We start from the raw sequence: 25,818 nt of genomic DNA on the forward strand, positions 1-25,818 counted from the left end.
TATACGCGGGTACCGTCAACTTGGCCATAATTGTGCGGGACGAAAAGCAAGGGCGTTCGATTTTCATCGTTACGCGCCAGCGGTTGCTACGCGCGAAATCCAACGATGCTCACCGGAAAAAATCGCCTGATGTTCGTCCGGTTGTGGCACCTGAAAATGTTCGGTCCGAGCCGCGAGTCATTCGCCTTCGGGGCGGGCAGAGGAAGGTGGGACTGTTAATCAGGCCAACACCAATGAGGCCGCGCTAATGCCTTTTCTCTTGGAACAATGCACTCACCCATTCGACAAATACCCGCACATTGGGTGATAGATGACGGCGATCCGGAAACAACACGGAAACGGTTTTCGGCTCGACTGGAACATCCGGCAGAACTTCCACCAGACGTCCGCTATCGATGTATCGCTGCAGCGCCGGGCGCAGCCCCTGCACCATCCCAATCCCCGCCAATGCGCAGTAAAGCAATGCCTCTGCGTTGTCGACGACGATGCCGCTGCGCATCTTCACATTGATAATTTTACCGTTGCCCCTGAACCGCCAGGGCATGATCTGGCGGCGCTGTTCAACCATGAAGTTGACAGCCAGGTGCGCCTGCAGATCATCCAGCGTGGTTGGTAAACCATGTTTCTTTACGTAGGCGGGAGCCGCGCAGGTCACCAAAGCGACCTCGCCGATACGTTTGGCACCAGGCTCGAATCATCCAGATCACCGAGCCGCACGGAACAATCGATGCCTTCTGCAATAAGGTCGTTCAGGTTGTCAGTGGCTCCCAGAGATATTTCCAGGCCAGGGTAGCGCTCCATGAACTCGGGCAGTCGCGGGATTATCACCGCGTGACCGAGTACGGTCTGCATGTCGATCCTTAGCTTGCCTCGCGGCGGACGAGTCGGCGAAAACCAGTCCAGTGTGTCCGCTAGTTCAGCGAGTAACTTCCGGCTGCGGTCATAGAACTCATCGCCAGCTGGCGTGGTGTTCACCCTGCGCGTGGTGCGGTGCAACAGCTGCACACCCAGTTCGTGCTCAAGATTACGGATATTCTTGGAGAGTGCCGGGCGATGCACATTCAGCGCCTCGGCCGCTCTGGTGTAGCTGCCATGCTCAACCACTGCCACGAACATTTGCATGGCTTCAATCAGGTTCATCGCCAATCTCCATTTACCTGCGCATCGGGCCAGACCTACTCTGCACATGATAGCGAAGCCGGGCTGCCTCTCTCTTGGGGACCCAAAAAATAGGCCATCATCGCTTGAGGGCAGGCAGCGATGGCGTACGGCAGCCAAGCTGGCTGCCGCATTTTACTTAGTCGGCCACGACGACTATTTTGCCGATTTGCGCATTCGATTCCATTCGGCGGTGTGCCGCCGCGATGTCAGTAAGCGGGAAGACCTGGTCGATGACGGGCTTGAGTTGACCGCCTGCCAAGCCTTTGGCAACAAATGCCTTGGCATTGGCCAGCTTTTGCATATCCGTGGTGATTTCGAACAGCTCGTAGCCCCGCACGGTCAGATGCTTGCCGAGAATGTCGAAGACCGGAACCGGGATATCGCGATGATCCAGAGCACCGTACTGAAAGAAGATTCCGTTGCTGGCCATGGACTTGATCAGCTTGGTCGCCTCGGGACCACCAACAGGGTCGAAAACAATACGCGCACCTTTGCCCCCGGTAATCGCGGCCACCTCGGCGATCACATCCTCCTCCTGGGTGGCAATGACATATTTCGCACCAGCGTCCAGCAATGCCTGACGCTTGGCACTTGTGCGGGTAAGGGCCACCGGGATGGCGCCTTGCATGTTGGCGATCTGGATTGCTGCCAGACCGACACTGCTTGATGCAGCCGGGATGAGCACGGTTTCGCCAGCCTGTAGATTTCCGTACTCAATCAACGCGCCGTATGCAGTAACAAACATCATCCAGCTGGCTGCTGCCTCCACGAAGCTGAGATTGGACGGGTGCTTGACGACGGCATGCGCAGGCGCATTGACCACCTCACCATACATACCGTAATCGGCGAAAGAGAACGCCGGCACGACGCTTACTATGTCACCAGGAACAATGTCGCTGACGTTACTGCCAACCGCCCGGACAATCCCGGCCGCTTCATAGCCCAGCTTCGCCGGGAACTGGGGCTCGATCACGTACTGCCCAGTGCGGTACATGATTTCCGCACGGTTCAAGCCGATGGCTTTTACTTCGATCTGAACCTCGCCGCTTTTCGGCGCGGTTACAGCGACTTCATCGAGCGTCAGAACATCAGCGTCACCGGTACGGTGAAATTGGACAACCTTGGGCATGGCACACCTCATTGACGGCAAGATATAAAAGCTACTTCTGAAAAGTTGTGCCAATGCTACCGACCCTCTTGCCTACGGCAGAGCGCTGATCAATTCATAGATTGGTACTCAAAAAGAACTAATGTCGGATTCAAAGGCTGTCTTGTCCTGAATATGGTCTACACCTTCTGACTACCTTCAGGACCAGACGCTCTAACGGTCGCTAATCGGCTCTTGGTTGCCTCTGCGGAGTTCACCGGGTGAGGCATTCTTCCGGTAGGTTCGCTTAAGACTGGTTTTTTCATGAACTTGCACCACCCCCGCGCTAGGGCTCCAACTGCAACAGTGCCTGCACGTTTCCTATCGTGACTCCATCCGAGTGGTTCTGACCGATAGAAACTCCGCTGAGTTCGAGAAAGACCGTGGCTTGCCACGGTCTCCGATGAATGACTTAGTGCAAAACTGCTTGGGTTTCCGTCGCAAGACCTGGCTGTCGCGCCCCGTACACAAGTACCTTGGTCGCGATCGTCGCGGCTGCCAGCACGCAGAAAACCAAGCCGCTTACGATGGTGCCTTCCATTCCCATGCGGGCCAGGAACCAGCCACCGGCAGTCGCACCGAGCGTCACGCCCAGATTGATGAACGAGATGTAAAGACCCGTAACGAACTCAGGCGCCTCCGGGGCTTCGGAGGTCAGCCAGACCTGGGTCACGATCAGGCCACTGGTGTGGGTGGCTCCCCACAGCACGACGATCAGAATCATCGGCAAGATGTCCGGACTGGCAAAGAAATGCAGGATCAGATACGACGCCCCCAACATGATCGGATGCATTAGCGTGGTACCCACTTTATTTTTGGATAACAAACGGCCTGTCAGCAGATTACCGGCCACACCGCCTACGCCGAACAGAATCAACATGGCACTGATCACTTCACCGCTCATTCCGGCTTCCCGAGACAGATACTCGGCGCTGTAGGAATACACCGAAAACATTGCTCCGAAGATCAGTGTCGAGGCCAGGATATTGAGCCACAACGTCGGTTTGCGCAGGATAGCCAACTGTTCCCCATAAGGCGTCCGCTGCCCGGCAAAGGTATCGGGTAACCGGGCGATGATGCCCAGCCCGGCGATCACGTTGACTGCGGTGCAGAACAGGAAGGCCGCTTCGTAGGAAAAACGTGCAGCGATCCAGGTGGTGATAGGCACGCCGAGTACCATGCCCATGCTGGTGCCGACAAACGCCTTCGCGGTCGCTTGTGTAGCCTGTTCCTCTGAATAAAGCGACACCACCGCGACAAATGCCAGTGAGAAATAAACTGGATGGAAGAAGGCCGGAATGATCCGCAGGATCGCCAGTGATCCGTAATTGGGCGCATAGGCCGATAAGGCGCTGGAGGCGGCGAAGATGAACAGCGACAGGGTCAGGACTCGCTTGCGGTTGTAGCGCGAAAACCACAGCACCATGAAGGGGCCGCATACCGCGATGACCAGGGCGAACAGACCCACCAGATAACCTGCCTCGGAGGCGCTGACGCTGTAGCGTTCAATGATCACCGGCAAGATACCAACCACGCCGAACTCGATGGTGTAGACGCCGAACAACCCCAGGGCAATGAAGAACATCGGGCTGAATAATGCGTTAGATCGGGTAGAACAAGTCATGTCATTTCTCGCAAGAATCAGGAGTGAGCGCATTCTCAAAGCGTGAACGGCAGCGCAAGGCGAGGGCCATCAAGCGCCGTATACGGCGTTGCACAGATCGACCGTAAACTGTCCGAACATCCCCTCGAAGGCAGTGTTGGTAAACGCCACCACGCAGATCTGCTGCGCCGGATCGACAAACCAGGAATGACCAAAAGCCCCACCCAGGCGCCAGGTCCCGACGGACTCCGGCGCTTGTGCCGCTTGCGGGTCAGTCATCACCGTGAATCCGAGGCCGAAGCCACGGCCAGGCCAGTTGGCGAGTTCCAGGTTGCCGGTCTGGACGGTTCCCATTTCTTTTGCCAGGCTCGCCGGCATGAGCGCGCCACCACCCTGGCGCAAGGTTTCGAGCAAGGTCAGGAATTCTTCGGCGGAGCCGATCATCCCTGAGCCTCCCGAATGGTAGGCATTGCTGTCGAGGGCCCGATCCGCGTCCATCCGGATGCCGGCGGTGTTCTCGAAAACCTCGATCACTTCGATACCATTCATACGACGTGGCGCGGGGTCGGCATTGAGATAGGCAGCCGTCAGGCGCGAGGTGTCGGCGACATTGAAACGGGTATCGGACAGGCCGAGTGGCTCGCACACCAGTTGGTTGATCGCATCGGCCAGACTGGTCCCGCATACCTTGGCAATGAGCGCGCCCAACACATCAGTAGCAATTGAATACCCCCAATCGGTGCCAGGACGATAGAGCAGCGGCGCCATCGCCAGTCGCCGAATGTTTTCCTCCAGGGTCACCGGCGCATTTTCCAGCCCGTCACACACACCGGCCTGTGCATAGGCGCCGCCGCCCGTGCCTTCGAGAAAACCGTAACCAAGGCCCGCTGTGTGGCTAAGCAACTGGCGCACGCTGATGGATACGCGAGTGCCGTCCTCCAGGGTTGGTTGAAACCCCGGTAGCCAGCGAGCGATAGGATCATCCAGGCCGATGCGGCCTTGGGCGACCAAGGCCAGGGCGGCGGCCGAGGTGATAGGTTTGGTCACCGAGGAGAGCCGGAACAAGGCGTCGGTGCGCATCGGCAGGCCAGCCTCTCGGTCGGCCAGGCCCACGGCCTTGCGATAAGTGATTTCGCCGCGACGGGCAACCAGCACCACGGCCCCCACCAGGCGTTTTTCTTCGATGGCGCTGTTCAGGGCAGCGTCGATTCGCACCTGCATGGGGTCGGTGGCGATAGCGCTGGAGAGTAGGATGGTTTCTTTGGCGGTCATGTTCGCGATTCCCCTGCTGTAATGGACGTCGCCATGCTAGGTCGCAGACGGCAGGGGAAACAGAGGCTAGAATTCCGGACACACCGGACGTTTCGTTCCGCAATTCAAGGCGCAAGAAACTCAAGGAGAGAGCGTGGACAACCTCAGCGGAATCTCGGTTTTCGTCCAGGTCGCCGAAACGCGCAGTTTTGTCGCGGCCGGACGGCTATTAGGCGTGTCTTCATCGGCGATCGGCAAAAGCGTCGCGCGCCTGGAACAGCGCCTGGGCGTCAGGCTGTTTCATCGCAGCACCCGCAGCATCAACCTGACGGCGGAGGGCATGCTTTTCCTGAACCGCTGCCAGCGCGTGCTCAATGAACTGGAAGCAGCAGAGCTGGAATTGTCGAGCACCAGCAGCGAACCGCGCGGCAAGCTGCGGGTGAGCCTGCCCTTGGCCGGGCAGTTCCTGTTCACATTGTTGTCCAGCTTTGCCAAGCGATACCCGGACATTCATCTGGAATTGGATTTCAGCGATCGCCTGGTGGATGTCGTGGAGGAGGGCTTCGATGCGGTGGTCAGGACCGGTGAGTTGAATGACTCTCGCCTGGTGGCGCGGCGATTGGGCGCTTTCCGTTTCCTGCTGGTGGGCGCCCCGGCCTATTTCCAGGCCCAGGGGACGCCGGTGGACGCCAGCGACTTGAGCAACCATGACTGCCTGTTATACCGGGTGCCTTCCACCGGAAAGCTTGAGCGCTGGCCGCTACCGGATAAGTCCCACAACGGCACGCAGGACCTGCGGGCCGTGCTGGTCTGCAACAACATCGACATGCTTTTCAACGCCGCCATGGAAGGGCGGGGCATTGCCTGCCTGCCGGAATTTGCCGTCAAGGAGGCCCTCGAGTCCGGGGCGCTGCAGGCCGTGCTGACCCAAGAGGTGACCCGCACCATTCACTTCAGTGTGCTGTGGCCGCCGAATCGCTTTATCACGCCCAAGCTGCGCTGTTTCGTGGATTTCATTTCCTTGCATATATGAATGGGAGGGCGACGTGGGCGATGCGGACGGAGGGCAAGACCGGTACATACGGTTATCGTTAAATCTCCCGACCAATCTCAATCAAAATCGCTCCTGCGCAATATCAATACTGCCACCTCATAAACAAGAACCGTTTTCCCCTCATTCGTTGTTACATCGACTTTAAACACGACCCAGCCCCGTTGATGATTTGACGCATGAATGAATGATCGAACGACTTGAACGGATAGCTTGAGCGTGTCTCCGGGCACCACCGGAGCAACCATCCTAAAACCATCGATCTTGCCACCCGCCACGACATTGGTTTGAAGCAGCAAAGCGTCGCACATCAGCCGCTGCGAAATACCGAAGGTTTGCACTGCACTGGCACAGTGCACGCCAAGCGGACTCGAACGGGCAAGGTCAGGATCTATGTGAATATCGAGAGGATCGTACTCTGCGGCAAAGGCAATGATCGCCTGCGTTGTAATAGGCGCAGATTGCTTGGCCGTCCAGAGGCTACCTGGCGTGAAGTCTTCCCAGTACAGCTCTTTCTCTGTCACGGTAACTCCTGGATTCTGTAGCGTCAGACTCAACGTAACCGAAGGTTGCCGGCCGATAGTGTCGGTGGGCGACGGCCTGGACAATGTCCAAAAGCCTCGGCGTGGTTGAATGTTTTGGACAACTATCAAGACCCGCCATCAAAGCCTGGGAAGAGGGCCCATGCGCTTGTTGATAACAAAACCTTCGGGTTGACAGATCATGTCGAGAAGTCGGAACGTAGAAAGCGTTCAGGCTCGTCAGGTTGCCCAAGGCAGGACCGCCGAAGAGATTCAAAGTCAGCATCAAGTCAGCAGGCAACCACCGGCAGAGGGGAAAGGGCGTGCTCATCCAGGATAAAGGAACGACTTCAATCGGATTGGTGCATGAGGCCCTGGAGGGCGCGTTGCGTCGCCAGCTGGACACCTCCCTTGCACTGCAGCAAGCACGTATCGACCCTGTACTCCTCACTTCCCCCCAAGCCAGGGTTTCGGCTGCAGCATTTTCTCGGCTGTGGGTCGCGCTCTCGGATCTGCTCGACGATGAGTTTTTCGCAATCGATAGCCATCCCATGCGACGGGGCAGCTTCCGATTGATGTGCCAGTCGTCGATTGACTGCGAGTCGTTAGAGCAAGCGTTGCGACGGATTCTGAAATTTTTGCGTCTCGTACTGGACGATATTCACGGTGAGCTGAGTTTTGATGGCGACTTCGCCGTTATCGTTATCCATGACAACGGCATTGAACGTCGTCTCTTTAGTTATGGAACATGGCTGATCCTTGTCCATGGACTGCTCTGCTGGTTGGGTAACAGACGCATTCCCATTAAAGAGCTCTGCTTCAGGCCGAATCGACCACTCGACGATAGCGACTATCGGATGCGCTTCTGTGAAGACATTCAGTTTGGTGCGCCAGTGACGATGATTCGTTTCGAGCGCAGTTTTCTAAGCCTCAAAGTCGCGCAAAACAAAGCCAGTCTATCGGCGTTCTTGAAGGAGTCGCCTGCCAGTCTGCTGGTGAAATATCGTAACGAGGACAGCATCAGCGCCCAGATCCGCCTCAGATTGAGAGGCCTCGATCCGGAGCAATGGCCAGAGCTGGACAAGATGGCAAGCACGCTGTGCATGTCTTATTCGACGCTCCAGCGAAGACTGCAGGCCGAGGGGGTCAGTTATCAGCGTTTGAAAGACAATCTGCGCCGTGACATGGCGATCAATCTGTTGTGCCAGCCGAATATGACCGTGACTGAAGTGGCTGCCCTCACGGGTTTCCAGGAAAGCAGTGCCTTTCATCGTGCATTCAAAAAGTGGACGGGCGTGAGTCCCGGCGCTTACCGCCGCTCCAATGCTGACGAATCGGGCGAGATTTAAAAGCGTTTCTTGCGCTTATACAAAAGCACTGCGTCCCCGCCAGATTACCTCCTGTGATCTGCAGCTCGTTTCATCTGCCAAAACCTCAACAGACCAGGGTCATCCCGGGCCTGGCGGGTAAGTCATGAGTGTCCAAAACGGTCACGTACAACGATGCCGTCGGGCATAGGCCACCGCAAAGGCAACTCCTACGATGCGCTGCAGGTAGCCCTGGCATCGCCTGTCAAGCGAGCCAGTAACTCTTCGCACTTCACAAACAAAAACAAGATCGAAGGAGACGCGATATGCAGCCGGTAAACGTCTATACACTCGCGGTTGAATCAAAGTTCAACCGCTTCCATGGGCTCATCCTGTTTTGGTGTGTGCTCATTCTGATCATCGATGGCTATGACCTTGCGGTCGTCGGTGCAGCCCTTCCGGCGATCATGAAGGACATGAACGTCGATCCAACCAGCGCCGGCGTCATGGCGGGCTCTGCGCTCTTCGGAACGATGCTGGGCGCCATTTTTCTTGGCACGCTAGCCGATCGTATCGGGCGTCCCAGGATGATCGCCATCTGCGTGGCCTTGTTCAGTATTTTCACGGCGGCGGCAGGCCTCACCAGTGACCCGATCAGCTTCAGCGTAGCCCGCTTCATCGCCGGCCTTGGGATCGGCGGCGTACTGCCTATCTGCACCGCTCAGATGGGTGAATTTTCTCCGTGGGCGGAATCCTGGTCGCGCTGACGGGTAAGCAACTGATCGAGAGTCATGGATGGCAATGGGTGTTTTATGTGGCGTTGCTGCCCGTGGTGCTTATTCCCCTGATCCTGAAGACCATGCCTGAATCCATCGGCTACCTGCTCAAGACCGGACGTCAGGACGAACTGCGAGCGATCGCTCGTAAACTGGACCCTGCTCTCGTTATCGACGAAAACACGCTGATGACTGGGAACGCCACGGTCCTGGATAAGCAGCAAGCACCGGTTCGTAACTTATTCAGGGAGGGGCGGGGCTTCAGCACTTTAATGATCTGGGCCGCGTTCATGACGGGCCTGTTCATGGTCTACGCCCTTAACTCCTGGCTAACCAAGCTGATGGCGATGGCTGGATTCAGCCTGGGTTCTGCGTTGAATTTTGTGATTGTTTTCAACTTGGGAGCCATCGCCGGTGCAATAGGCGGAGGGTGGTTGAGCGACAAGCTGAACATCAAGCACGTATTGGTCTGCTTCTATATCGTCGGTGCGATTGCACTCACCGTTTTGGGTTATACGCGTTCAACGTCGTTGCTGTTTCCAGTGGTGTTCATCGTCGGGGCATCGACCCTCGGAACTCAATTGCTGGCGTATGCGTACGCCGGCGATTTCTACCCGTCATCGATTCGTTCAACCGGCGTGGGTTTCGCGTCTGGTGTGGGACGAATAGGCGCAATCGTCGCCCCTGTCCTGATTGGCTGGTTGGTGTCGTTGAACCTTGCGCTCGAGAAAAACTTCATGGCCATCAGCCTGGCTGGCCTCATTGGCGCTGTCGCCGTAACCCTGATCAATCAGTCACGCGCCGACTCTACCCAAGTCAGAAAATCCCCGGCCCTGTCGAACTGATGGATGCCCCCGTCTGTAGCTGAATCCGTGGAATTGAATGCATGAAAATGAATCGCTTATCCAAACCGCCCATACCGCCTGAACTGCTTGCTCAAACGGTTGATTGGGCGATCGCTTCGCGGCGCAGTATTCGGGCTTTTTTGCCCACTCCCGTATTGCGCGAAGACATTGAGGCGATCCTTGATGTCGCTCGGTTCTGCGCTACGGGGGTGAACATGCAGCCTTGGCGCGTGCATGTCGTCACTGGAGAAGCAAAGGCTCGTCTTTCATGCGCCATCGCGGAAATTGACAACGATCCATCACAGAGCAACGACCTTGAAGATGCCTATGACTATTACCCACGCGAGTGGACTTCACCCTACGTGGATCGGAGAAGGCAGGTCGGGTGGGAGCTCTATGGGCTGCTGGGCATTGAAAAGGGAGACAAGCAGCGGATGCATGCGCAACACGGCCGCAATTACCAATTCTTCGACGCCCCCGTCGGCCTGATCTTCACCATGGATCGGGTGTTGAAGGAAGGCAGCCTTCTTGACTACGGCATGTTTCTACAGGCCGTGATGGTCGCTGCGCGTGGAAGGCATCTGCACACCTGCCCACAAGCCGCTTTTTTGAAATATCACCAGGTCATTTCGCAAGCCCTTGCGATTCCCTCGGATCAAATGCTGGTTTGCGGAATGAGCCTTGGATACGCCGACGAGAGCAGCATCGAGAACACCTTGGTCACTGATCGGGAGCCGGTGAGCGCGTTCTGCACTTTTCATCACAATAATAAGGAAACAACATCATGACCCCTGGTGCTTATGAAAGTGGGCTTGATCGCTGCAAGGCCAACTATCTGCCCCTGACGCCACTTGGTTTTCTGGATCGGGCAGCCCTTGTGCACCCGGATCGGGTAGCGGTGGTGCATGGCGAACTGCAACGAACCTGGCGTGAAACCCGCGAACGCTGCTATCGACTTGCCTCGGCACTTTGCGAAAAAGGCCTGGGAGCAGGGGACACCGTTTCAATTCTGTCTCCTAATACTCCTGCCATGCTCGAAGCGCATTTCGGGGTCCCCCTCAGCGGCGCGGTACTCAATGCGGTCAACTACCGCCTCGATGCCGAAGGTGTGGCATTCATTCTGCGTCATGGCGAATGCAAGTTGCTGCTGGTGGATCGAGAGTTTGCTGCGCTTGCGGAGGCTGCATTGGCACTCCTCGAACATCCCCCGATGGTGATTGATATCAATGATCACCTGGCGCCACTTTGCGCGAATGTCGCAGACATTGACTACGAAACCTTCATCCGCAGCGGCAGCCCTGATTTCGAAGGCGTCTGGCCGGATGACGAGTGGCAGCCGATAGCGCTCAACTACACCTCCGGTACAACCGGTGACCCAAAGGGCGTGGTCGCGAGCCATCGTGGCACCTACCTCATGAGTCTGCTGCAGATGACCAACTGGCCGCTCACGCGGGCGCCTCGTTACCTGTGGACATTGCCGATGTTCCACGCCAACGGATGGTGTTTTACCTGGGCGATCACGGCTGTGGCCGGCACGCACGTCTGCCTGAGAAAAGTGTGCGCAGAGACGGTGTTCGATGCGATCGATAACCACGGTGTCGATCACTTCTGTGCGGCGCCGATTGTCATGGCCATGATTGCCAACGCCGAAGACCGCCCCGCGCTCAAGACGCCGGTTCGAGTGTTGACTGCTGGTTCTCCACCTCCGGCCAGCATACTCAACGCAGTTGTTTCACGAGGCTTCGACGTGGACCACGTGTACGGAATTACCGAAGTGTCCGGTACGCCGATCAGCTGCGTCTGGCAAGACGGCTGGGACGATTTAACGCCCGGTGAGCAAGGCGCTATGCGAGTACGCCAAGGGGCTCGTGCAGCCGCCTTCGAAGGTTTGATGGTGGCTGACGCCGATACGATGCGGCCAGTCGCAAAAGATGGCCAGACAACGGGTGAGCTGCTGCTCAGGGGCAACACCGTAATGATGGGTTATCTGAAGAATGACAGTGCAACCCGAAAAGCATTCGAAGGCGGTTGGTTTCATACGGGTGATGTCGCCGTCGTGCACCCTGACGGCTACGTCCAGATTACCGACCGGTGCAAAGACGTGATTATCTCCGGTGGGGAAAATATTTCGTCTGTAGAGATCGAGGAGGCGATCCACTGTCACCCGTCTGTTCTGTATGCCGCGGTAGTCGCTCAGCCGGATGACAAATGGGGTGAAGTACCGTGCGCGTTTGTCGAGCTAAAAACGGGTGTCGAGCCTCCCACCGAAGCAGAAATAATGGAGTTCTGCCAAGCACGTCTGGCTCGATTCAAATGTCCGCGCAGAGTGGTCTTTACGGTGTTGCCGAAAACCGCAACCGGGAAAATCCAAAAGTTTGTACTTCGAGAGCAGGCAGGCAGTCGCGATGCCATTGTCCGTTTGGCTTCGAATGGCTAGGTCGTAGTCGCTTCCATCACCTACTAAAAATAAGAATCGGAGCGTTATAAGTGAGCCTGAAAAAAATAACTGCAACGTTGGTGTCTGGCAGCATCGCCCTCAGTGGCCAGGCGTTTGCCGACTTTCTAAGTGATAGCAAAGCCACCTTGGGCATGAGGAGCTTCTACTTCAATAACGACAACCGCGATGGTGTCGCTGCCCCTTCAAAACCGAAGAGTGGGCGCAGGGCTTCATGCTGGACTTCAAGTCGGGTTATACCGAGGGCGCCGTTGGTTTTGGTGTTGATGCCCTTGGGTTGCTGGGCGTCACCCTGGACAGTGGCAAGGGACGTCACGTTGGCAGCTCGATGATTCCCTCGGACAGTGACAACCGCGCCGTCGACGAGTGGAGCCGGCTGGGACTGACCGCTAAGGTCAAAATGTCCAGGACCGAACTGCGCTACGGCACCTTGATTCCGAAACTTCCGATTCTGGTCGCCAACGATGGACGGGTGCTTCCACAAACCTTCGAGGGCGGCCAGATGACTTCGAGCGAGTTCAAGGACTTGACCCTGACGGGTGGGCGAATTGAACGGGCAACCGGTCGTGCCTCAACGGATCAGACGGGGCTCGCCGCTATGGGCGGTACGCGTGAAAGCAACCAGTTCGCCTTCGCCGGGGGTGACTGGAAAGTCACCAAGGACCTGACGGCTCAGTACTACTATGCCCAGCTCGAAAACTACTATAACCAACAGTTTTTCGGACTGACGCACACCCTCGCGTTCTCGGACAGTCAATCGTTGAAAACCGACCTGCGTTACTTCAGGACTGACGCGTCAGGGGAAAACAGTTCCGGTACATCGGGCTACCGAATCAGCGGTTACACCAAAAACGGAGATGGCGTTATCGACAATCGTCTCTGGAGTGCTGCATTGATCTACAGCATCGGCGCTCATGCGATGACGGCGGGTTACCAAAGCGTCTCGGACGGTAGCAGCTTCACCCAGCTCAATCAGGGTGGCCTGATAGATAAAGGCGCAGCAGGCAGCTCCTTGTACCTGCACACAGATCGTCTGATCCAGAGTTTCACCCGTGCAGGGGAGCGCACAGTATTCGGTCAGTATGCCTATGACTTCGCCGCCCTGGGTGTCCCGGGCCTGAAAGCCTCGGTCATGTACCTCTCCGGTGACAACATCAAGACGAGATCCGGTGACGATCAGAAAGAATGGGAGAGGGATATCTTTCTGGACTACGTCATTCAGTCGGGAGCGCTCAAAGGGGTTGGCTTCGGCTGGCGTAACGGTAAATCCAATAGCGAAGCCGCCCGTGACCAGGATCATAACCGGGTGTTTGTCAGCTACAGCATTGCGCTGCTCTAAGGGCGCAGCATCGCCATCCTCGGCCCGGCGCCCCCGTGGCAACGCGCTTGCGAGCAGGTCAGGCAACAAAAGCATTAATGCGCTAGAGCGCGACAGCCAGGCTGACGTAGGATGGCGTCAGCGTTTCACTCCGTGACTTTCCTCGAATAAGGTACGAAACCATGCGGCTTATGATCCTGCTGATCGGTGCACTACTGAACTTCCACGTGTTGGCGCAGGAGTCAGCCCAATCAAAAGATTTGGATCAACCCAAAGATCTGAACCAGCCCGCGATGAAGTGGACCCTGCTGGATCAGAACGAGAAGGCGTATACCTTGAACGACAGCGCTCAGGTGCTGTTGATAGCGCGCAGTATGTCGGCCGCCAAGTTAGTGGATGCGGCGATGGAGGGTCACCCGGAGGGCTATCTGGAAGCGCGCCACATTGTGTACCTGGCCGATATCGAGAAGATGCCTTCCATGATCAAACTGGTGGCAGTACCGGCCATGCGTTCGGCCAAATACAGAATTATGCTCGACCAGGACGGCAGGGTTGCCACCCGCTATGGCGGCGACCGGGACACCGTTCAGTGGCTCGCCTTGAACAATGGCGCGGTCGTCAATGAGCAGCGTTTTGCCGATGCCGAAAAGTTGAAACAAGCAATCGCCGAGCAGGCCAAGTAGGCCCTACAGCCTTGCGCCACGTTGTCGCACCGCTTTCTCGAAGATCATCCGCACATACCAGGTGATCATTCGCGAGGGCCCGAAAACTTCTCGCAAATGGCTTTCGGCGCTCATTAGATGAGCCTCTAGCTGTTCGCGGACTTTTTGCTCGCCGTAAAGCGCAATGAACGTCGACTTGCCCTCGTCCTTGCCCTGGTCCTTATTGCTGTCCGGACAACGATCCAAAAGGTCATCATACATTTGGAACGCCTGACCCAGCTCAACGGCAAAGTCCTGCAGGATCGGGCGTGTGTGAGCTTTGGCACCACTGATCAGCCAGGCCATGTCCATGATCGCGCTAAACAGTACCCCCGTCTTGAGGTTGTTGGTCAGTGCAATTTCCTCAGGGGGGCGATTTTTCTGCCCGTCACGCAGATCCTTGAACTGGCCCTTGACCAGACCCTGCATGCCAACGGTATTGGCCATGACCTCCACCAATTGCATGCGGATTGCGGGTGCCAGATCGGTAATCCCGGCGGCCACCCCGAATGCGCGGCTGAGGAGGGCAACGGCGGCAAGAATCGCCACGTCTTCGCCAAACTTCAGGTGCACGGTCGGCTGCCCACGGCGCAATCGGGCGTTGTCCATGCACGGCATGTCGTCCAGAACCAGTGACGCTGCGTGGATCAATTCCACGGCGCAGCCCAATTCCAGTGCCTGATCACCACCGTGCCCCAAGCCTTGTGCAGCCAGTATCAACAGAATCGGCCGCATCCGCTTGCCGGGCGCCAGCGTGGAGTCACGCATGGCCAGCGCGACAAGGTCGCGCTCGTCGCTGCTGCTCGGCAGCAGTTGGTCCAGACGCTGCTCAATAGCCGCGCGCACATCTTCCAAACGTTCGCTAAACCCATATTCGACGGTTGCGTCAGGCTCGATGGTCATCGGTCTTGACCTTTGCTTTAAGGGCAGTTGTGAAGGGGGATCTGCTTTCTGGTGGTTCACGTGATGGGCCTCAAACTCTGAACCACTTCGAATAACCAGTGCCTCAATTATCAGTCAGCGTTGCACACAAGTTGTACGATCGGCCTAAGCTTGTATAACGCCACTCAACAAAATGACCACGCGCGCCGCGAAATGATTCAACCGAATTGGAGCTTTCATGACCGAGCATCCCTTAAGTCGGAGAAAGGATGATCATCTCAATATCGTGCTGGACGGCCGTGGTGTGAGCCATAACCCACGACAGGGTGGCGGCAACGGGCTGGATGCCTTTCAGTTCGAGCATTGCGCGCTGCCCGAGCTGAATCTGAACGACATTGACCTTGCCAGCGCGCTGGTTGGGATCCCCCTCAGAGCGCCCTTGCTGATCAGTTCAATGACCGGCGGGGCGCAGCGTTCTTCAGCCATTAACCGCCATCTGGCTGAGGCCGCCCAGGAGCTTGGCATCGCCATGGGCGTAGGTTCGCAGCGCGTCGGTCTGCGCAGTGGCAACGATCAGGGCTTGACCCGTGAGCTGCGGCGGCTGGCGCCCGACATCCCGTTACTGGGAAATATCGGCGCGGCACAGTTATTGGAAAAGGATGGCCAGGAGTTGGCGCGCCGCGCCGTGGAGACTTTGCAGGCCAACGCTTTGATCATTCATCTGAACCCGTTGCAGGAAGCCGTTCAGGCCGAAGGTGATCGGGATTGGCGAGGCGTGCTGGATGCCATCGGGCTGACGGTGCAAAGTCTCGGCGTGCCGGTGATCGTCAAGGAAGTCGGGGCGGGTATATCGGCATCGGTGGCGGTGGCCCTGGCTGGAGTCGGGGTCAGCGTGATCGATGTGGCAGGCAGCGGCGGCACCAGTTGGGCAGCGGTAGAGGCTGAACGCGCCAGCAGCCCCGCCGATCGCGAGGTGGCAATGGCGTTTGCCGATTGGGGTATAACGACGTCCACCAGCCTGATCAGCGTGCGTGAGGCATTGCCCGGCATGACGGTGATTGCATCCGGCGGCATTCGCAACGGCGTGGATGTGGCCAAGGCGCTGTGTCTGGGGGCCGACCTGGTAGGGCAGGCGGCCGGAGTGCTGCGCGATGCGACGGTGTCGACAGCGTCGGTCATCGAGCATTTCGACATCGTCATCAGGCAGCTGCGCATTGCCTGTTTCTGCACCGGTTCCGGAGATCTGGCGGCATTGCGTCAAGCCAGATTACTGCCACCGGTTCATCGCCCATGAGCCATTTCGGCGTGGTGACCCCGGCGTTCCATAGCCACTTCCAGGCCTTTCAGGCCCTGGCGGTAGAGCTGTTGAATCGTGGGCATCAGGTCACGTTCTTCCAGCAGGGTGACGCGCGCCGTTGGCTGGGTGATCCGCGCATCGGTTTTCATGCGATGGCTGCTAGCAGCCATCCACCGGGGAGCCTGGACGCTGTGTTGCAGCGCGCGGCCAGCTCTAATAACCCGCTGACCTTGCGGCGGGTTATTGCCGATATGTGTTCAACCACAAACATGCTTTGTAATGAATTACCCGCGGCGCTGGCTTACGAGCAGGTCGATGCACTGCTCTGCGATCAGATGGAAGCTGCCGGTGGGCTGGTCGCCGAGGCCTTGGGGCTACCTTATGTCTCGGTGGCTTGCGCGTTGCCGGTCAACCGCGAGCCAGGCTTGCCGCTGCCGGTGATGCCGTTTGCCTACGGTCGCGACGAACGTAGCCTACGCATGTACGCCGGTAGCCAGCAGGTCTACGATTGGCTGATGCGACCGCTCAGAGACGTATTGCGAGGTGCATGTCGACGGCTTGCCATCGTGCCTCGCGATGCGCTGCATGAATGCCTTTCTCCGCTTGCCCACATCAGTCAGACCCTTGCGGGATTCGATTTTCCCCGTTTGCAGCAGCCCGCGCATTTCCACGCAGTCGGACCGTTGCGCCTGCCTTTTTCGGGTACGGGGCAAACTTCGCCAGGCAGTGAAACCCTCGAGTGGCAGATTGATAAAAATCGACCCTTTGTCTTCGCCAGCCTGGGTACCTTGCAGGGCGGGCGCCTGGGTATGTTCCGGCAGATTGCAAAGGCTTGCCGTCGCCTGGATGCGCAATTGTTGGTCGCCCATTGCGGCAGGCTTGATCCGGTTCAGGAACGCATGCTTCTCGACAGTGGCGCGACCTGGGTCACTGCGTTCGCCCCCCAGCAAGCGGTGCTTGAACACGCCGATGTGGTCGTGACCCATGGAGGACTTAACACCGTGATGGATGCCATAGCCACCACTACGCCGATGCTCGTCATGCCCATCGGTTTTGACCAGCCGGGGGTGGCTGCGCGTGTCAGCTACCGAGACCTGGGCCTGAAGCTGCACCGCTGGGCGAGCGCCGCCACCATTGCTGATGGGCTGGCCCGGCTGCTTGTTCTGCCACGAGAGCCCTTGCAGCGGATGGCGGCTGAGTTGCAGCGCGCCGGTGGCGCCAGCAAAGCGGCGGACATCGTTGAGGCGGCGGTGCGTAGCGGCGAACCCGTGCTGACGCAGGCGGTGGCATGAACTATGACCTGATACTCGCCGGTGGTGGGCTGGCCAATGGGCTGATCGCCTGGCGGCTCAAGCAGTTGCGCCCTGAGTTACAGGTGCTGTGCGTTGAAGAGCAGGCCCGGATCGGTGGTAACCATACCTGGTCCTTTCACGACTCGGACTTGACGGCCGAACAACATCAGTGGATCAGGCCCTTGGTGGTGCAAACCTGGCCTGCCTACGAGGTGCATTTCCCGGGGCGTTCGCGACGGTTGAACAGCGGTTATGCCAGCATCACCTCCGAACGCTTTGCCCAAGTGATCGAACCGGCGCTCAGTGACGGGGGGCGGGCAGGGTTGCGTGTCTCACAGCGGATCGAACAGATCACCCCGACTTCGCTGTTGCTGGAGGACGGCGAACAGCTGTGGGCCAAGGCCGTCATCGACGGGCGTGGCGTCCAGCACAGCGAACATCTGGTGCTGGGCCAACAGGCGTTCCTGGGTCAGGTGCTGCAGCTACAGGCCCCTCATGGGCTGGACGTGCCGATCATCATGGACGCCCGGGTGGCTCAAGGGCAGGGCTATCGTTTCGTCTACGTCTTGCCGTTTTCAGCCGACACGGTGCTGGTGGAGGACACCCACTACGTTGACCGTCAGAGCCTTTCCTCAGAACAACTGCGCCAGCATGTCCGTGATTATGTGCAAGATCGCGGATGGATCATTGCCCGCTGCCTTCGCGAAGAGCAAGGCGTGTTGCCGATCACCCTGGCAGGCGACTTTTCCAGCTTCTGGCGCGAGGCGCCCGGCCAGCCGCGTTCCGGTTTGCGGGCCGGTCTTTGCCATTGCACAACAGGTTATTCGTTGCCCCAGGCGGTGCAACTGGCGGACTGGGTCGCCCGCCAGCAGAACCTGCAGGCGGACGCCTTATACCTTGGCATTCGCGCATTCGCTGAACAGGCGTGGCGGCGCCAGGGGTTTTACCGTTTGCTTAATCGTATGCTGTTCCTGGCAGGCAAACCCCAGGACCGCTGGCGGGTGATGCAACGTTTTTATGGTCTGCCCGAGGGGCTGATCAGGCGCTTTTATTCGGGCGACAGCACGCTGCAGGACAAGCTTAGAGTGCTGATCGGCAAGCCGCCTGTTCCCATCAATGAGGCCCTGCACGCGGCACGTCGCTGCCTGCCTCGGCACTACAAGGATCAAGCATGACCCAGGGGAAAAGCGCGATTGTGATTGGCGCAGGCTTTGGTGGCCTGGCACTGGCGATCCGGCTGCAGGCGGCGGGCGTGCAAACCACTTTGCTGGAAAAACGCGACAAGCCCGGCGGCCGCGCCTATGTGTATCACGACGAGGGATTCACTTTCGATGCCGGGCCAACAGTGATTACCGATCCCACCGCCATCGAGGAATTGTTCACAGCGGCCGGCAGATCCATGCGTGACTACGTCGAGATGCTGCCGGTCTCGCCGTTCTATCGCTTGTGCTGGGAGGACGGTACGCAGTTTGACTATGCCAACGATCAGGCCGAGCTGGACCGCAATATCTCCAGGCTCAACCCCAAGGATGTTGAAGGCTACCAGCGGTTTCTGGCGTACTCCAAGGCGGTTTTTCGCGAGGGTTATCTCAAGCTGGGCGCCGTGCCGTTTTTGTCGTTTCGGGACATGGTCAAGGCCGGGCCGCAACTGGCTCGGCTGCAGGCGTGGCGCAGTGTCTACTCGATGGTTTCTGAATTTATCGAAGACGAAAAACTGCGCCAGGCGTTTTCGTTTCACTCCCTGCTGGTGGGCGGCAATCCGTTTTCCACCTCATCGATCTACACCTTGATCCATGCACTGGAGCGCGAATGGGGCGTGTGGTTTCCCAAGGGAGGGACGGGGGCGCTAGTGCAGGGGCTGGTGAGGTTTTTCGAAGACCTCGGCGGGCGTTTCGAGCTCAATGCCGACGTCGCCAGCATCGAGGTGCAAGCGGGCAGGGCCAGCGGCGTGCGCTTGAAAAACGGTCGCTTGCTGAATGCCGACTGCGTCGCTTCCAATGCGGACGTGGTGCATACCTATGAGCAACTTCTGGGCGGCCATGCCCGTGGCATCAAGGAAAGCGCGCGCCTCAAAGGCAAGCGTTTCAGCAACTCGCTGTTCGTCATCCATTTCGGCCTCAAGCGGCCGCAACCTCAGCTTCGACACCACACGGTCTGCTTCGGGCCGCGCTACCGGTCATTGATTCAAGAAATATTCAATGGCGCTGAGCTGGCTGAGGATTTCTCGCTCTACCTGCATGCGCCCTGCATCACGGATCCGAGTCTCGCCCCGCCGGGCTGCTCCAGCCACTACGTGCTCTCGCCGGTTCCTCATCTGGGTAACGCGCCTATCGACTGGGAGGTAGAGGGGCCACGCTACCGTGATCGGATTTTCGCGTATCTGGAAAAACACTACATGCCTGGCCTGCGGGAAGATTTGGTGACCAGTCGGATTTTCAACCCGGATGATTTTCGCAGTGAGTTGAACGCACATTTGGGTTCGGCGTTTTCACTTGAACCTGTCCTTTGGCAGAGTGCCTGGTTCCGGCCCCATAACCGCGACGCGAGCCTTGGCAACGTTTACCTGGTGGGCGCGGGCACTCACCCCGGTGCGGGCGTCCCCGGTGTCATCGGCTCGGCCAAGGCCACGGCAGGTTTGATGCTGGAGGATCTGCACTCATGAATCGCGATGCTAACCAGGACCAAGTCCTGCTGGAGCATGCCCAACGCAGCATTGCTGTGGGCTCGAAGAGCTTTGCCGCGGCCTCGCGCTTGTTCGACCCCTCGACCCGGGCCAGCGCCATGATGCTCTATGCGTGGTGCCGGCATTGCGATGACGTGATAGATGGTCAGGAGGCGGGGCATTCGGCGACCGTGTTGAACCAGTTCGACATTGAACGGCGCCTTGCCGGCCTTACCGCTCTGACTCGGGCGGTGTACGCCGGGTTGCCTGTGCAGCACGAAGCCTTCGCTGCTTTCAGAGAGGTGGTGGTCAAACATCGCATTCAGGAGCGTTATGCCCTGGAGCACCTGGCGGGTTTTGCGATGGATGTACACCAGCGCCGCTATCAGAGCGTAAACGACACCTTGGACTACTGCTACCACGTGGCCGGGGTCGTCGGGCTGATGATGGCTCAGGTCATGGGCGTCAGCGACCAAAAGACATTGGACCGCGCCTGCGACCTGGGCATGGCGTTTCAATTGACCAACATTGCCCGGGATATCGTCGAAGACGCTGCCGTCGGCCGGTGCTATCTGCCACGAGACTGGCTGGATGAGCTTTCGATCCCCGAGGCGTCACTTGCCGACGATCAGCATCGGCCCGGTCTGGCCATCCTCGCGCAACGGCTGGTGCAGCTGGCCGAGCCTTTTTACGCCAGTGCCGAGGCGGGATTAAGGGCATTGCCGTGGCGCTCCGCGTGGGCGGTGGCGACTGCGTCGGGTGTCTATCGGCAAATTGGCATCAAGGTCTCAAGGCGGGGCGAGCATGCCTGGGATACGCGGGTGTCGACCTCGAAGGTCGACAAGTTGCGGCATGTGCTCGGCGGCCTGTGCCGCGCCGTCACTGCTCGCGGGCGTCACTGGCCTGAGCGTCTGCCGAGCCTGTGGCAGCGCCCGGATCATTCTTGCGAAGAGGTCCGCCATGCAGATCGCGCAACTGAACCCGAAGCACCGCGGTAGGTGGGGCATAGAGAAAACCGAATGAGACACAGCGGTCCTTGCCCGACACGGCATGGTGCATCAAATGCGCTTGATACAGACGCTTGAGATAGCCGGTGCGGGGGACGTACTTCAATGGCCAGCGTTTGTGGACTAGCCCATCATGGGCCAGAAAGTACAGGAAACCGTAAGCCGTCATCCCGGCCCCTATCCATTCCAGCGGGTGCATGCCCTGGGTGCCAAGCGCGATGAGTACGATGGCGATCAGCGCAAACGCGATCGCGTACAGGTCGTTTTTCTCGAACCAGCCGGTGCGGGGCTCATGATGGGAGCGGTGCCAGCCCCAGCCCCAGCCGTGCATCACATATTTGTGGGCGAGAAACGCAAAACCCTCCATACCGATAAGGGTCGCGAAAAAAACCAGTGCGTTCGTCATGAGGCGGGTCATCCGAGCAAAGACACAGCATCGGACTGCGCCGAGGCGGTGAACGTTCTAACATCTAACAACGCGATCTTGGCCCTGTTGAGCTGCTCAATCACCTCATTGGCGGTCATTCTCGACATATTCACCGTTCAGTGGCGCGCAGTTGTTTATACCTGACGAGAAGCGATGAGTGTCGTCCTTCAGCTTGGGCGCGATTCCAATGAGTAGACTATGGTTCAAGCGGCCGCGTTATTTAACATGCGTGAAAAGCAAAACAAAAAAAGGATCGGTTATGCACTCATCCGCGATTTTTCGTGCGACTGCGACTGCGCCTGGTCGCTCGCTGCTTCTCTCACTGGGTCTGCTCGCTGCGGGTATCACCTCGGGCGCATGGGCTGAGGATTATCCCCACGCCAAGGAACCGATTGGCACGGTGGAGCAGATCTATGACGGCGCCATGCTCCCGGATCTGGCGGTCAGTACCTACCGCAACATCGACCGGCTTTTCCCCACCCACAGGATCAAGGCCGGCGATCACCCGTATGCACTGCCCAAATCAGACAAACAGTTGCCCAACGTTCGGTTCACTGTCGGGGACAAAAAGTACGACCTGTATGACTTTGTCGCACTGGACAGCATTACGGCGATGCTCGTGCTCAAGGACGGCAAGATCGTGTTCGAGACCTATCAGCGTGGCAACACGGAGAAAACCCGATGGATGTCGATGTCGATAGCCAAATCCATCACCTCCACGCTGGCGGCTGCAGCGATCAAAGACGGCCTTATCAAGAGCCTTGACGCGCAAGTGGGGGATTACGTTCCCGAGCTCAAGGGCAGCGCCTACGAAGGCGTGACCGTGCGCGACGTGCTGATGATGTCTTCGGGCGTGAAGTGGAACGAAACCTACACCGATCCGGCGTCTGATCGTCGCGCGCTACTCAAAGCGCAGATTTCGCAGAAACCGCGTTCTGCCATGGCCTTGATGGCAAGTTTGCCGCGAGCGGCCGAGCCCGGCACGGCCAACACGTACAGCACTGGCGAAACGCAGGTACTCGGCGAGATCGTCCGTGGCGCTGTGAAGATGCCACTGGCCGATTATCTATCGCAGAAGATCTGGCAGCCGTTCGGTATGGAAAGTGATGCCCGGTGGTGGCTCGATTCGCCTGACGGCGTGGAGATCGGTGGCAGCGGTATCAGCGCCACGCTGCGTGATTATGGACGCTTCGGGCTATTTTTCATGAACGGCGGCAAGATCAATGGCACCTCGATTCTGCCCGAAGGTTGGGTCAAGGAGGCGACGCTTCCGACCACCCTCAAAGGCGGTAAGACCCTGGACTACGGCTACATGTGGTGGACGGCGTGGACCGAGCCGTCGGTGAAAGACGGCGCCTATGCGGCGGTCGGTATCCAGGGCCAGAACATCTACCTCAACCCTGCCAATAACGTGGTGATTGTCACCTTCGGTGCCCAACCCAAGCCGGTTGACAAAGAGCCGATCGACCCGATGGTGTTCTTCGATGCCGTGGTAGCTGCGTTGAAGTAAATTCGCGCGTTGATGACGTCAACCTAGTCGTCGCGAGCCTATGGCCCCGCGTAGCGGGGAGCCATGTATTTCGTTCTGGATCAATTGCGATCCAGGCCTACGGTATTAGTCGCGATTGCGGTATTGGACGGGTACCCACTCATACCTGCCGGCTTCGCGCCTGATGTGGCCGATACCCGGAAATGGCAAGTGAGCGACTGCTGACAACCGTCGTTCACTCGCGGCTGTCTCGAATTGTTCTAGCCGCTGGGCGCGAGCAGCGTTCTGATTGACGTCGAAGGTTATTGTCACTTCTGGCCTCGAGAATTGAATGAGGCCGACATGCATGATGTCGCCCCAGAAATCGATGCTCTCGCCTTGGCTTGTGACCCGGAAAAAGCTGTGGCCCGGGGTATGTCCCGGCGTGGGTATGGCAGTGATACCCGGGAGGATTTCGGATTCGGCAGAGAATGGCTTCAGCTTACCTGCGCGCTGATACGGGCCAATGGTCTTCAACGCTTCCTCCAGATATGCCGGCTTTAACCCCTTGTCCAGATTGGCGCGGTCCAGGAAAAAGTCGACGTCGGCCTGGCCGACGTGGATGGTCGCATTGGGAAACATCATCTGGCCGCCGCGTGTCAGGCCGCCAGAGTGATCGGTGTGGATGTGGGTAATCAGCACATCGCTGACCTGCGCCGGCTGGTAACCCGCAGCCGCCAGGCTTTCGGGTAGCTTGCCGCCAACGCTTGCGAACAATTCACCGGCACCGGTATCGACCAGTACGACACGTGAGCCAGTGTCGATAAGGTAGGCATTGATAGACGTCTCCAGCGGGTTGCGAGCAAATCCGCGTTGCAGCATTGCGTCGATCTGCTTTGGACTGATGCCTCTAAGCAGCGGATGTAGATCGAGGGGCAGCGTCCCGTCGCTCAGTGCGGTGATGCGGAACTTGCCCAGGTTGAAGGCATAGACGCCTGCGTGTGCGGGCTTATGGGTCGAGGCAGTTGTTGCGGTCGATGTCTGTGAGGCTTGCGCTGCGGTGGACGACAGTGAGTAGGTTGCGCCCGTGACCAGGGCGGCTGTCAGAAGGGCCGCGAGTTGGAACCGCGCGTGGTTATGCATGATGAGTACCTTTGTGAGTGCGACCATTGGTGATCGCTGGGATAAAGGTAGATAAAGCGCGGTCGGTGTGAGGCACCGCGTACGCCTTGGCCGTTCAATGGTCCGTACCGGCTTGTAGCCGTAATAAGACCTACAACACGTGCAGAGTCCATAGCGAAATATTATATGCACGGCGCATGCAATTCGCCATTCGATAATATATGCTTCGAGCACATATCAGCAATCGGAGGATGTCATGCAGCACATCACGAGCGTCACCAGCAGCCAGGCTGCTTCCATTTCCAGTGTTTCGAAACTCCAGAAGGTAAGCCGCGCGATTGTCTTATCGGGTGTTGTTCTTCCCCTGCTAATGATTGGTCTGCTTAAGTTCACACAGATTGAGGTGCAGGCACTCATACCCCTTATCAGCGGCACTCCTTGGCTAGCCTGGCTTTATCCATTTTTTGGCGAAGCCGGTACCTCTTACTTACTGGGTGTAGTCGAGATATTGACTGCACTGCTGCTTATCGCTTCACCCTGGTCTGCTCGAACAGCTATCGCGGGTGGCTTGTTAGCCTCGCTGATCTTCTTCACGACCATTTCCATGCTGTTTGTATTGCCAATCTGGGAGGCGGGATCGGGAGGTTTTCCATGGCTGAACTTCCTAGGCACGTTCCTGATAAAAGACGTTGCGTTGTTAGGCGTGAGCCTGGTGATCCTCACCGAGGGCCTGCAGCGACTGCGCCCAAACTTGGGATAAGCCAGGAGTAGTTGAAGGACTGAGGCGAAGAGGGCGGCAGGAAGATGGATGACGGCAAGACTTGTCGAAGTTCTGATAAATGATTTGCTGCCTTTTTTCTTGAGTAGCGCAGTCAGCAAAAGGGCCTACAAAGGTTGTTCAACCTGCTGGAAAACTGAATTCAGTGATCTTCATCCAGCGCATGTGCGACTGGGCAATTCTTGCAAGCCGTGGGGTCGCACAGTCGGCAAACTGAATAGGCTTGATCGAGATCATGCACCAAGCCGTTAAGTAGTTTTTCGGTTATCCGTTCAAGCACTTCACGCTCATCGGGATCAAGAACTTCCAAAGCACGCGCTATACGTTCATGGCGGACCGCTAGCACCGCAGCACAGTTCGTACTTCCAGCGGCAGTAAGGTGGAGCGCAACGGAGCGACGATCAGCTTCTGCTTGTCTGCGTTCCACTACACCCTGAGTGACAAGCCTATCAACCAGGCGCACAGCTCCAGGATGAGATAACCCTAAGGCTCGCCTCAAACGTTCTATAGACAGGCCTGGCTCGTGACCGAGTAGGGCGATGGCCGCTGCCGCCGGACCCACTTCTGGAGCTTCGTCTTGAGTGCCTTGGTGGATAGAGTCAGAAATCGCCAGCGACAGCGCCCCAACTATGTTTTCTAGTTTCATGTCTTTCATGGGCTAAATATGTGTGCATCGCGCATAGAATGCAAGGTGTTTAGAAGAGGGCCAATGAGGGAGCTACCTGTCGCCCCCGGGGTTAGCGAATG

General features: G+C 57.9%; 20 protein-coding genes and 3 pseudogenes. 14 read left to right on the forward strand and 9 right to left on the reverse strand.

Features of this window, described 5'->3' with window-relative positions:
* Positions 1–244 precede the first annotated feature (244 nt).
* The 4 genes and pseudogenes from J3P90_RS11190 to J3P90_RS11205 form a co-directional block, all read right to left on the reverse strand.
* Positions 245–1,188: pseudogene (locus tag J3P90_RS11190) on the reverse strand (LysR family transcriptional regulator).
* A 109-nt stretch (positions 1,189–1,297) separates the two neighbouring features.
* Complete coding sequence (locus J3P90_RS11195) at positions 1,298–2,290, reverse strand: zinc-dependent alcohol dehydrogenase family protein (RefSeq protein WP_434676363.1); 993 nt, start codon at positions 2,288–2,290, stop codon at positions 1,298–1,300.
* 430 nt (positions 2,291–2,720) lie between these two features.
* Positions 2,721–3,932 (reverse strand): MFS transporter, encoded by a 1,212-nt coding sequence (locus J3P90_RS11200; RefSeq protein ID WP_434676570.1) that lies wholly within the window; start codon positions 3,930–3,932, stop codon positions 2,721–2,723.
* A 69-nt stretch (positions 3,933–4,001) separates the two neighbouring features.
* Positions 4,002–5,183, reverse strand: a complete 1,182-nt coding sequence (locus tag J3P90_RS11205; protein WP_434676364.1) for a serine hydrolase domain-containing protein — start codon at positions 5,181–5,183, stop codon at positions 4,002–4,004.
* 133 nt (positions 5,184–5,316) lie between these two features.
* On the opposite strand from J3P90_RS11205, the gene J3P90_RS11210 reads away from it, so the two are divergent.
* Positions 5,317–6,195, forward strand: coding sequence for a LysR family transcriptional regulator (locus tag J3P90_RS11210; RefSeq protein WP_434676365.1), 879 nt, complete (start codon positions 5,317–5,319; stop codon positions 6,193–6,195).
* Positions 6,196–6,272: 77 nt separating this feature from the next.
* Here J3P90_RS11210 and J3P90_RS11215 read toward each other — a convergent pair whose 3' ends face one another.
* Positions 6,273–6,737 (reverse strand): MaoC/PaaZ C-terminal domain-containing protein, encoded by a 465-nt coding sequence (locus J3P90_RS11215; RefSeq protein WP_434676366.1) that lies wholly within the window; start codon positions 6,735–6,737, stop codon positions 6,273–6,275.
* A gap of 320 nt (positions 6,738–7,057) precedes the next feature.
* On the opposite strand from J3P90_RS11215, the gene J3P90_RS11220 reads away from it, so the two are divergent.
* The 6 genes and pseudogenes from J3P90_RS11220 to J3P90_RS11245 all read left to right on the forward strand — a co-directional run bounded on the left by J3P90_RS11220 (position 7,058) and on the right by J3P90_RS11245 (position 14,118).
* Entirely contained in the window at positions 7,058–8,083 is a 1,026-nt protein-coding gene (locus J3P90_RS11220; RefSeq protein WP_434676367.1) for an AraC family transcriptional regulator, read from the forward strand.
* Positions 8,084–8,367: 284 nt separating this feature from the next.
* Positions 8,368–9,662 (forward strand): annotated as a pseudogene (locus J3P90_RS11225) (MFS transporter).
* Between the two features lie 41 nt (positions 9,663–9,703).
* Positions 9,704–10,450 (forward strand): nitroreductase, encoded by a 747-nt coding sequence (locus J3P90_RS11230; RefSeq protein WP_434676368.1) that lies wholly within the window; start codon positions 9,704–9,706, stop codon positions 10,448–10,450.
* Positions 10,447–12,099 carry an AMP-binding protein gene (locus J3P90_RS11235; RefSeq protein ID WP_434676369.1) on the forward strand — a complete coding sequence of 551 codons (1,653 nt, stop codon included), beginning with the start codon at positions 10,447–10,449 and terminating at the stop codon, positions 12,097–12,099. Before J3P90_RS11230 ends, J3P90_RS11235 begins: the two co-directional genes overlap by 4 nt.
* A 50-nt stretch (positions 12,100–12,149) precedes the next feature.
* Positions 12,150–13,456, forward strand: a pseudogene (locus J3P90_RS11240) (OprD family porin).
* Positions 13,457–13,617: 161 nt separating this feature from the next.
* The gene (locus J3P90_RS11245) at positions 13,618–14,118 is read left to right on the forward strand and encodes a hypothetical protein (RefSeq protein WP_434559329.1); all 501 of its coding nucleotides are present in this window, start codon (positions 13,618–13,620) and stop codon (positions 14,116–14,118) included.
* Positions 14,119–14,121: 3 nt separating this feature from the next.
* Here J3P90_RS11245 and J3P90_RS11250 read toward each other — a convergent pair whose 3' ends face one another.
* Positions 14,122–15,099: a polyprenyl synthetase family protein gene (locus J3P90_RS11250; protein WP_434676370.1), complete on the reverse strand. Its 978-nt coding sequence runs from the start codon at positions 15,097–15,099 to the stop codon at positions 14,122–14,124.
* A 157-nt stretch (positions 15,100–15,256) separates the two neighbouring features.
* Between J3P90_RS11250 and fni the strand changes: the two genes are divergently transcribed.
* The 5 genes from fni to J3P90_RS11275 are packed head-to-tail and all read left to right on the forward strand — an operon-like array spanning position 15,257 to position 21,267.
* Entirely contained in the window at positions 15,257–16,312 is a 1,056-nt protein-coding gene (gene fni / locus J3P90_RS11255) for a type 2 isopentenyl-diphosphate Delta-isomerase (RefSeq protein WP_434559325.1), read from the forward strand.
* Complete coding sequence (locus J3P90_RS11260) at positions 16,309–17,607, forward strand: glycosyltransferase (protein WP_434676371.1); 1,299 nt, start codon at positions 16,309–16,311, stop codon at positions 17,605–17,607. The genes fni and J3P90_RS11260 overlap by 4 nt, the downstream gene beginning before the upstream one ends.
* Positions 17,604–18,782, forward strand: coding sequence for a lycopene beta-cyclase CrtY (gene crtY / locus J3P90_RS11265; protein ID WP_434606195.1), 1,179 nt, complete (start codon positions 17,604–17,606; stop codon positions 18,780–18,782). The genes J3P90_RS11260 and crtY overlap by 4 nt, the downstream gene beginning before the upstream one ends.
* Positions 18,779–20,269, forward strand: coding sequence for a phytoene desaturase (locus J3P90_RS11270; RefSeq protein WP_434606193.1), 1,491 nt, complete (start codon positions 18,779–18,781; stop codon positions 20,267–20,269). Before crtY ends, J3P90_RS11270 begins: the two co-directional genes overlap by 4 nt.
* Positions 20,266–21,267: a phytoene/squalene synthase family protein gene (locus J3P90_RS11275; protein ID WP_434676372.1), complete on the forward strand. Its 1,002-nt coding sequence runs from the start codon at positions 20,266–20,268 to the stop codon at positions 21,265–21,267. Before J3P90_RS11270 ends, J3P90_RS11275 begins: the two co-directional genes overlap by 4 nt.
* On the opposite strand, the gene J3P90_RS11280 is transcribed toward J3P90_RS11275, so the two are convergent.
* Complete coding sequence (locus tag J3P90_RS11280) at positions 21,149–21,682, reverse strand: sterol desaturase family protein (protein WP_434676373.1); 534 nt, start codon at positions 21,680–21,682, stop codon at positions 21,149–21,151. The genes J3P90_RS11275 and J3P90_RS11280 overlap by 119 nt on opposite strands.
* Positions 21,683–21,962: 280 nt before the next feature.
* Between J3P90_RS11280 and J3P90_RS11285 the strand changes: the two genes are divergently transcribed.
* On the forward strand, positions 21,963–23,213 hold the full coding sequence (locus J3P90_RS11285; RefSeq protein ID WP_434676374.1) for a serine hydrolase domain-containing protein: 1,251 nt from the start codon (positions 21,963–21,965) through the stop codon (positions 23,211–23,213).
* A gap of 105 nt (positions 23,214–23,318) precedes the next feature.
* On the opposite strand, the gene J3P90_RS11290 is transcribed toward J3P90_RS11285, so the two are convergent.
* The gene (locus tag J3P90_RS11290; protein ID WP_434676375.1) at positions 23,319–24,314 is read right to left on the reverse strand and encodes an MBL fold metallo-hydrolase; all 996 of its coding nucleotides are present in this window, start codon (positions 24,312–24,314) and stop codon (positions 23,319–23,321) included.
* Positions 24,315–24,549: 235 nt separating this feature from the next.
* On the opposite strand from J3P90_RS11290, the gene J3P90_RS11295 reads away from it, so the two are divergent.
* Entirely contained in the window at positions 24,550–25,053 is a 504-nt protein-coding gene (locus J3P90_RS11295; RefSeq protein ID WP_434676376.1) for a YkgB family protein, read from the forward strand.
* A gap of 160 nt (positions 25,054–25,213) precedes the next feature.
* Here J3P90_RS11295 and J3P90_RS11300 read toward each other — a convergent pair whose 3' ends face one another.
* The gene (locus J3P90_RS11300; protein WP_434606185.1) at positions 25,214–25,726 is read right to left on the reverse strand and encodes a MarR family winged helix-turn-helix transcriptional regulator; all 513 of its coding nucleotides are present in this window, start codon (positions 25,724–25,726) and stop codon (positions 25,214–25,216) included.
* Positions 25,727–25,818 lie beyond the last annotated feature (92 nt).

Origin of the sequence: Pseudomonas sp. D3-10 (assembly GCF_051132175.1) — a bacterium.
Taxonomy (GTDB): domain Bacteria; phylum Pseudomonadota; class Gammaproteobacteria; order Pseudomonadales; family Pseudomonadaceae; genus Aquipseudomonas.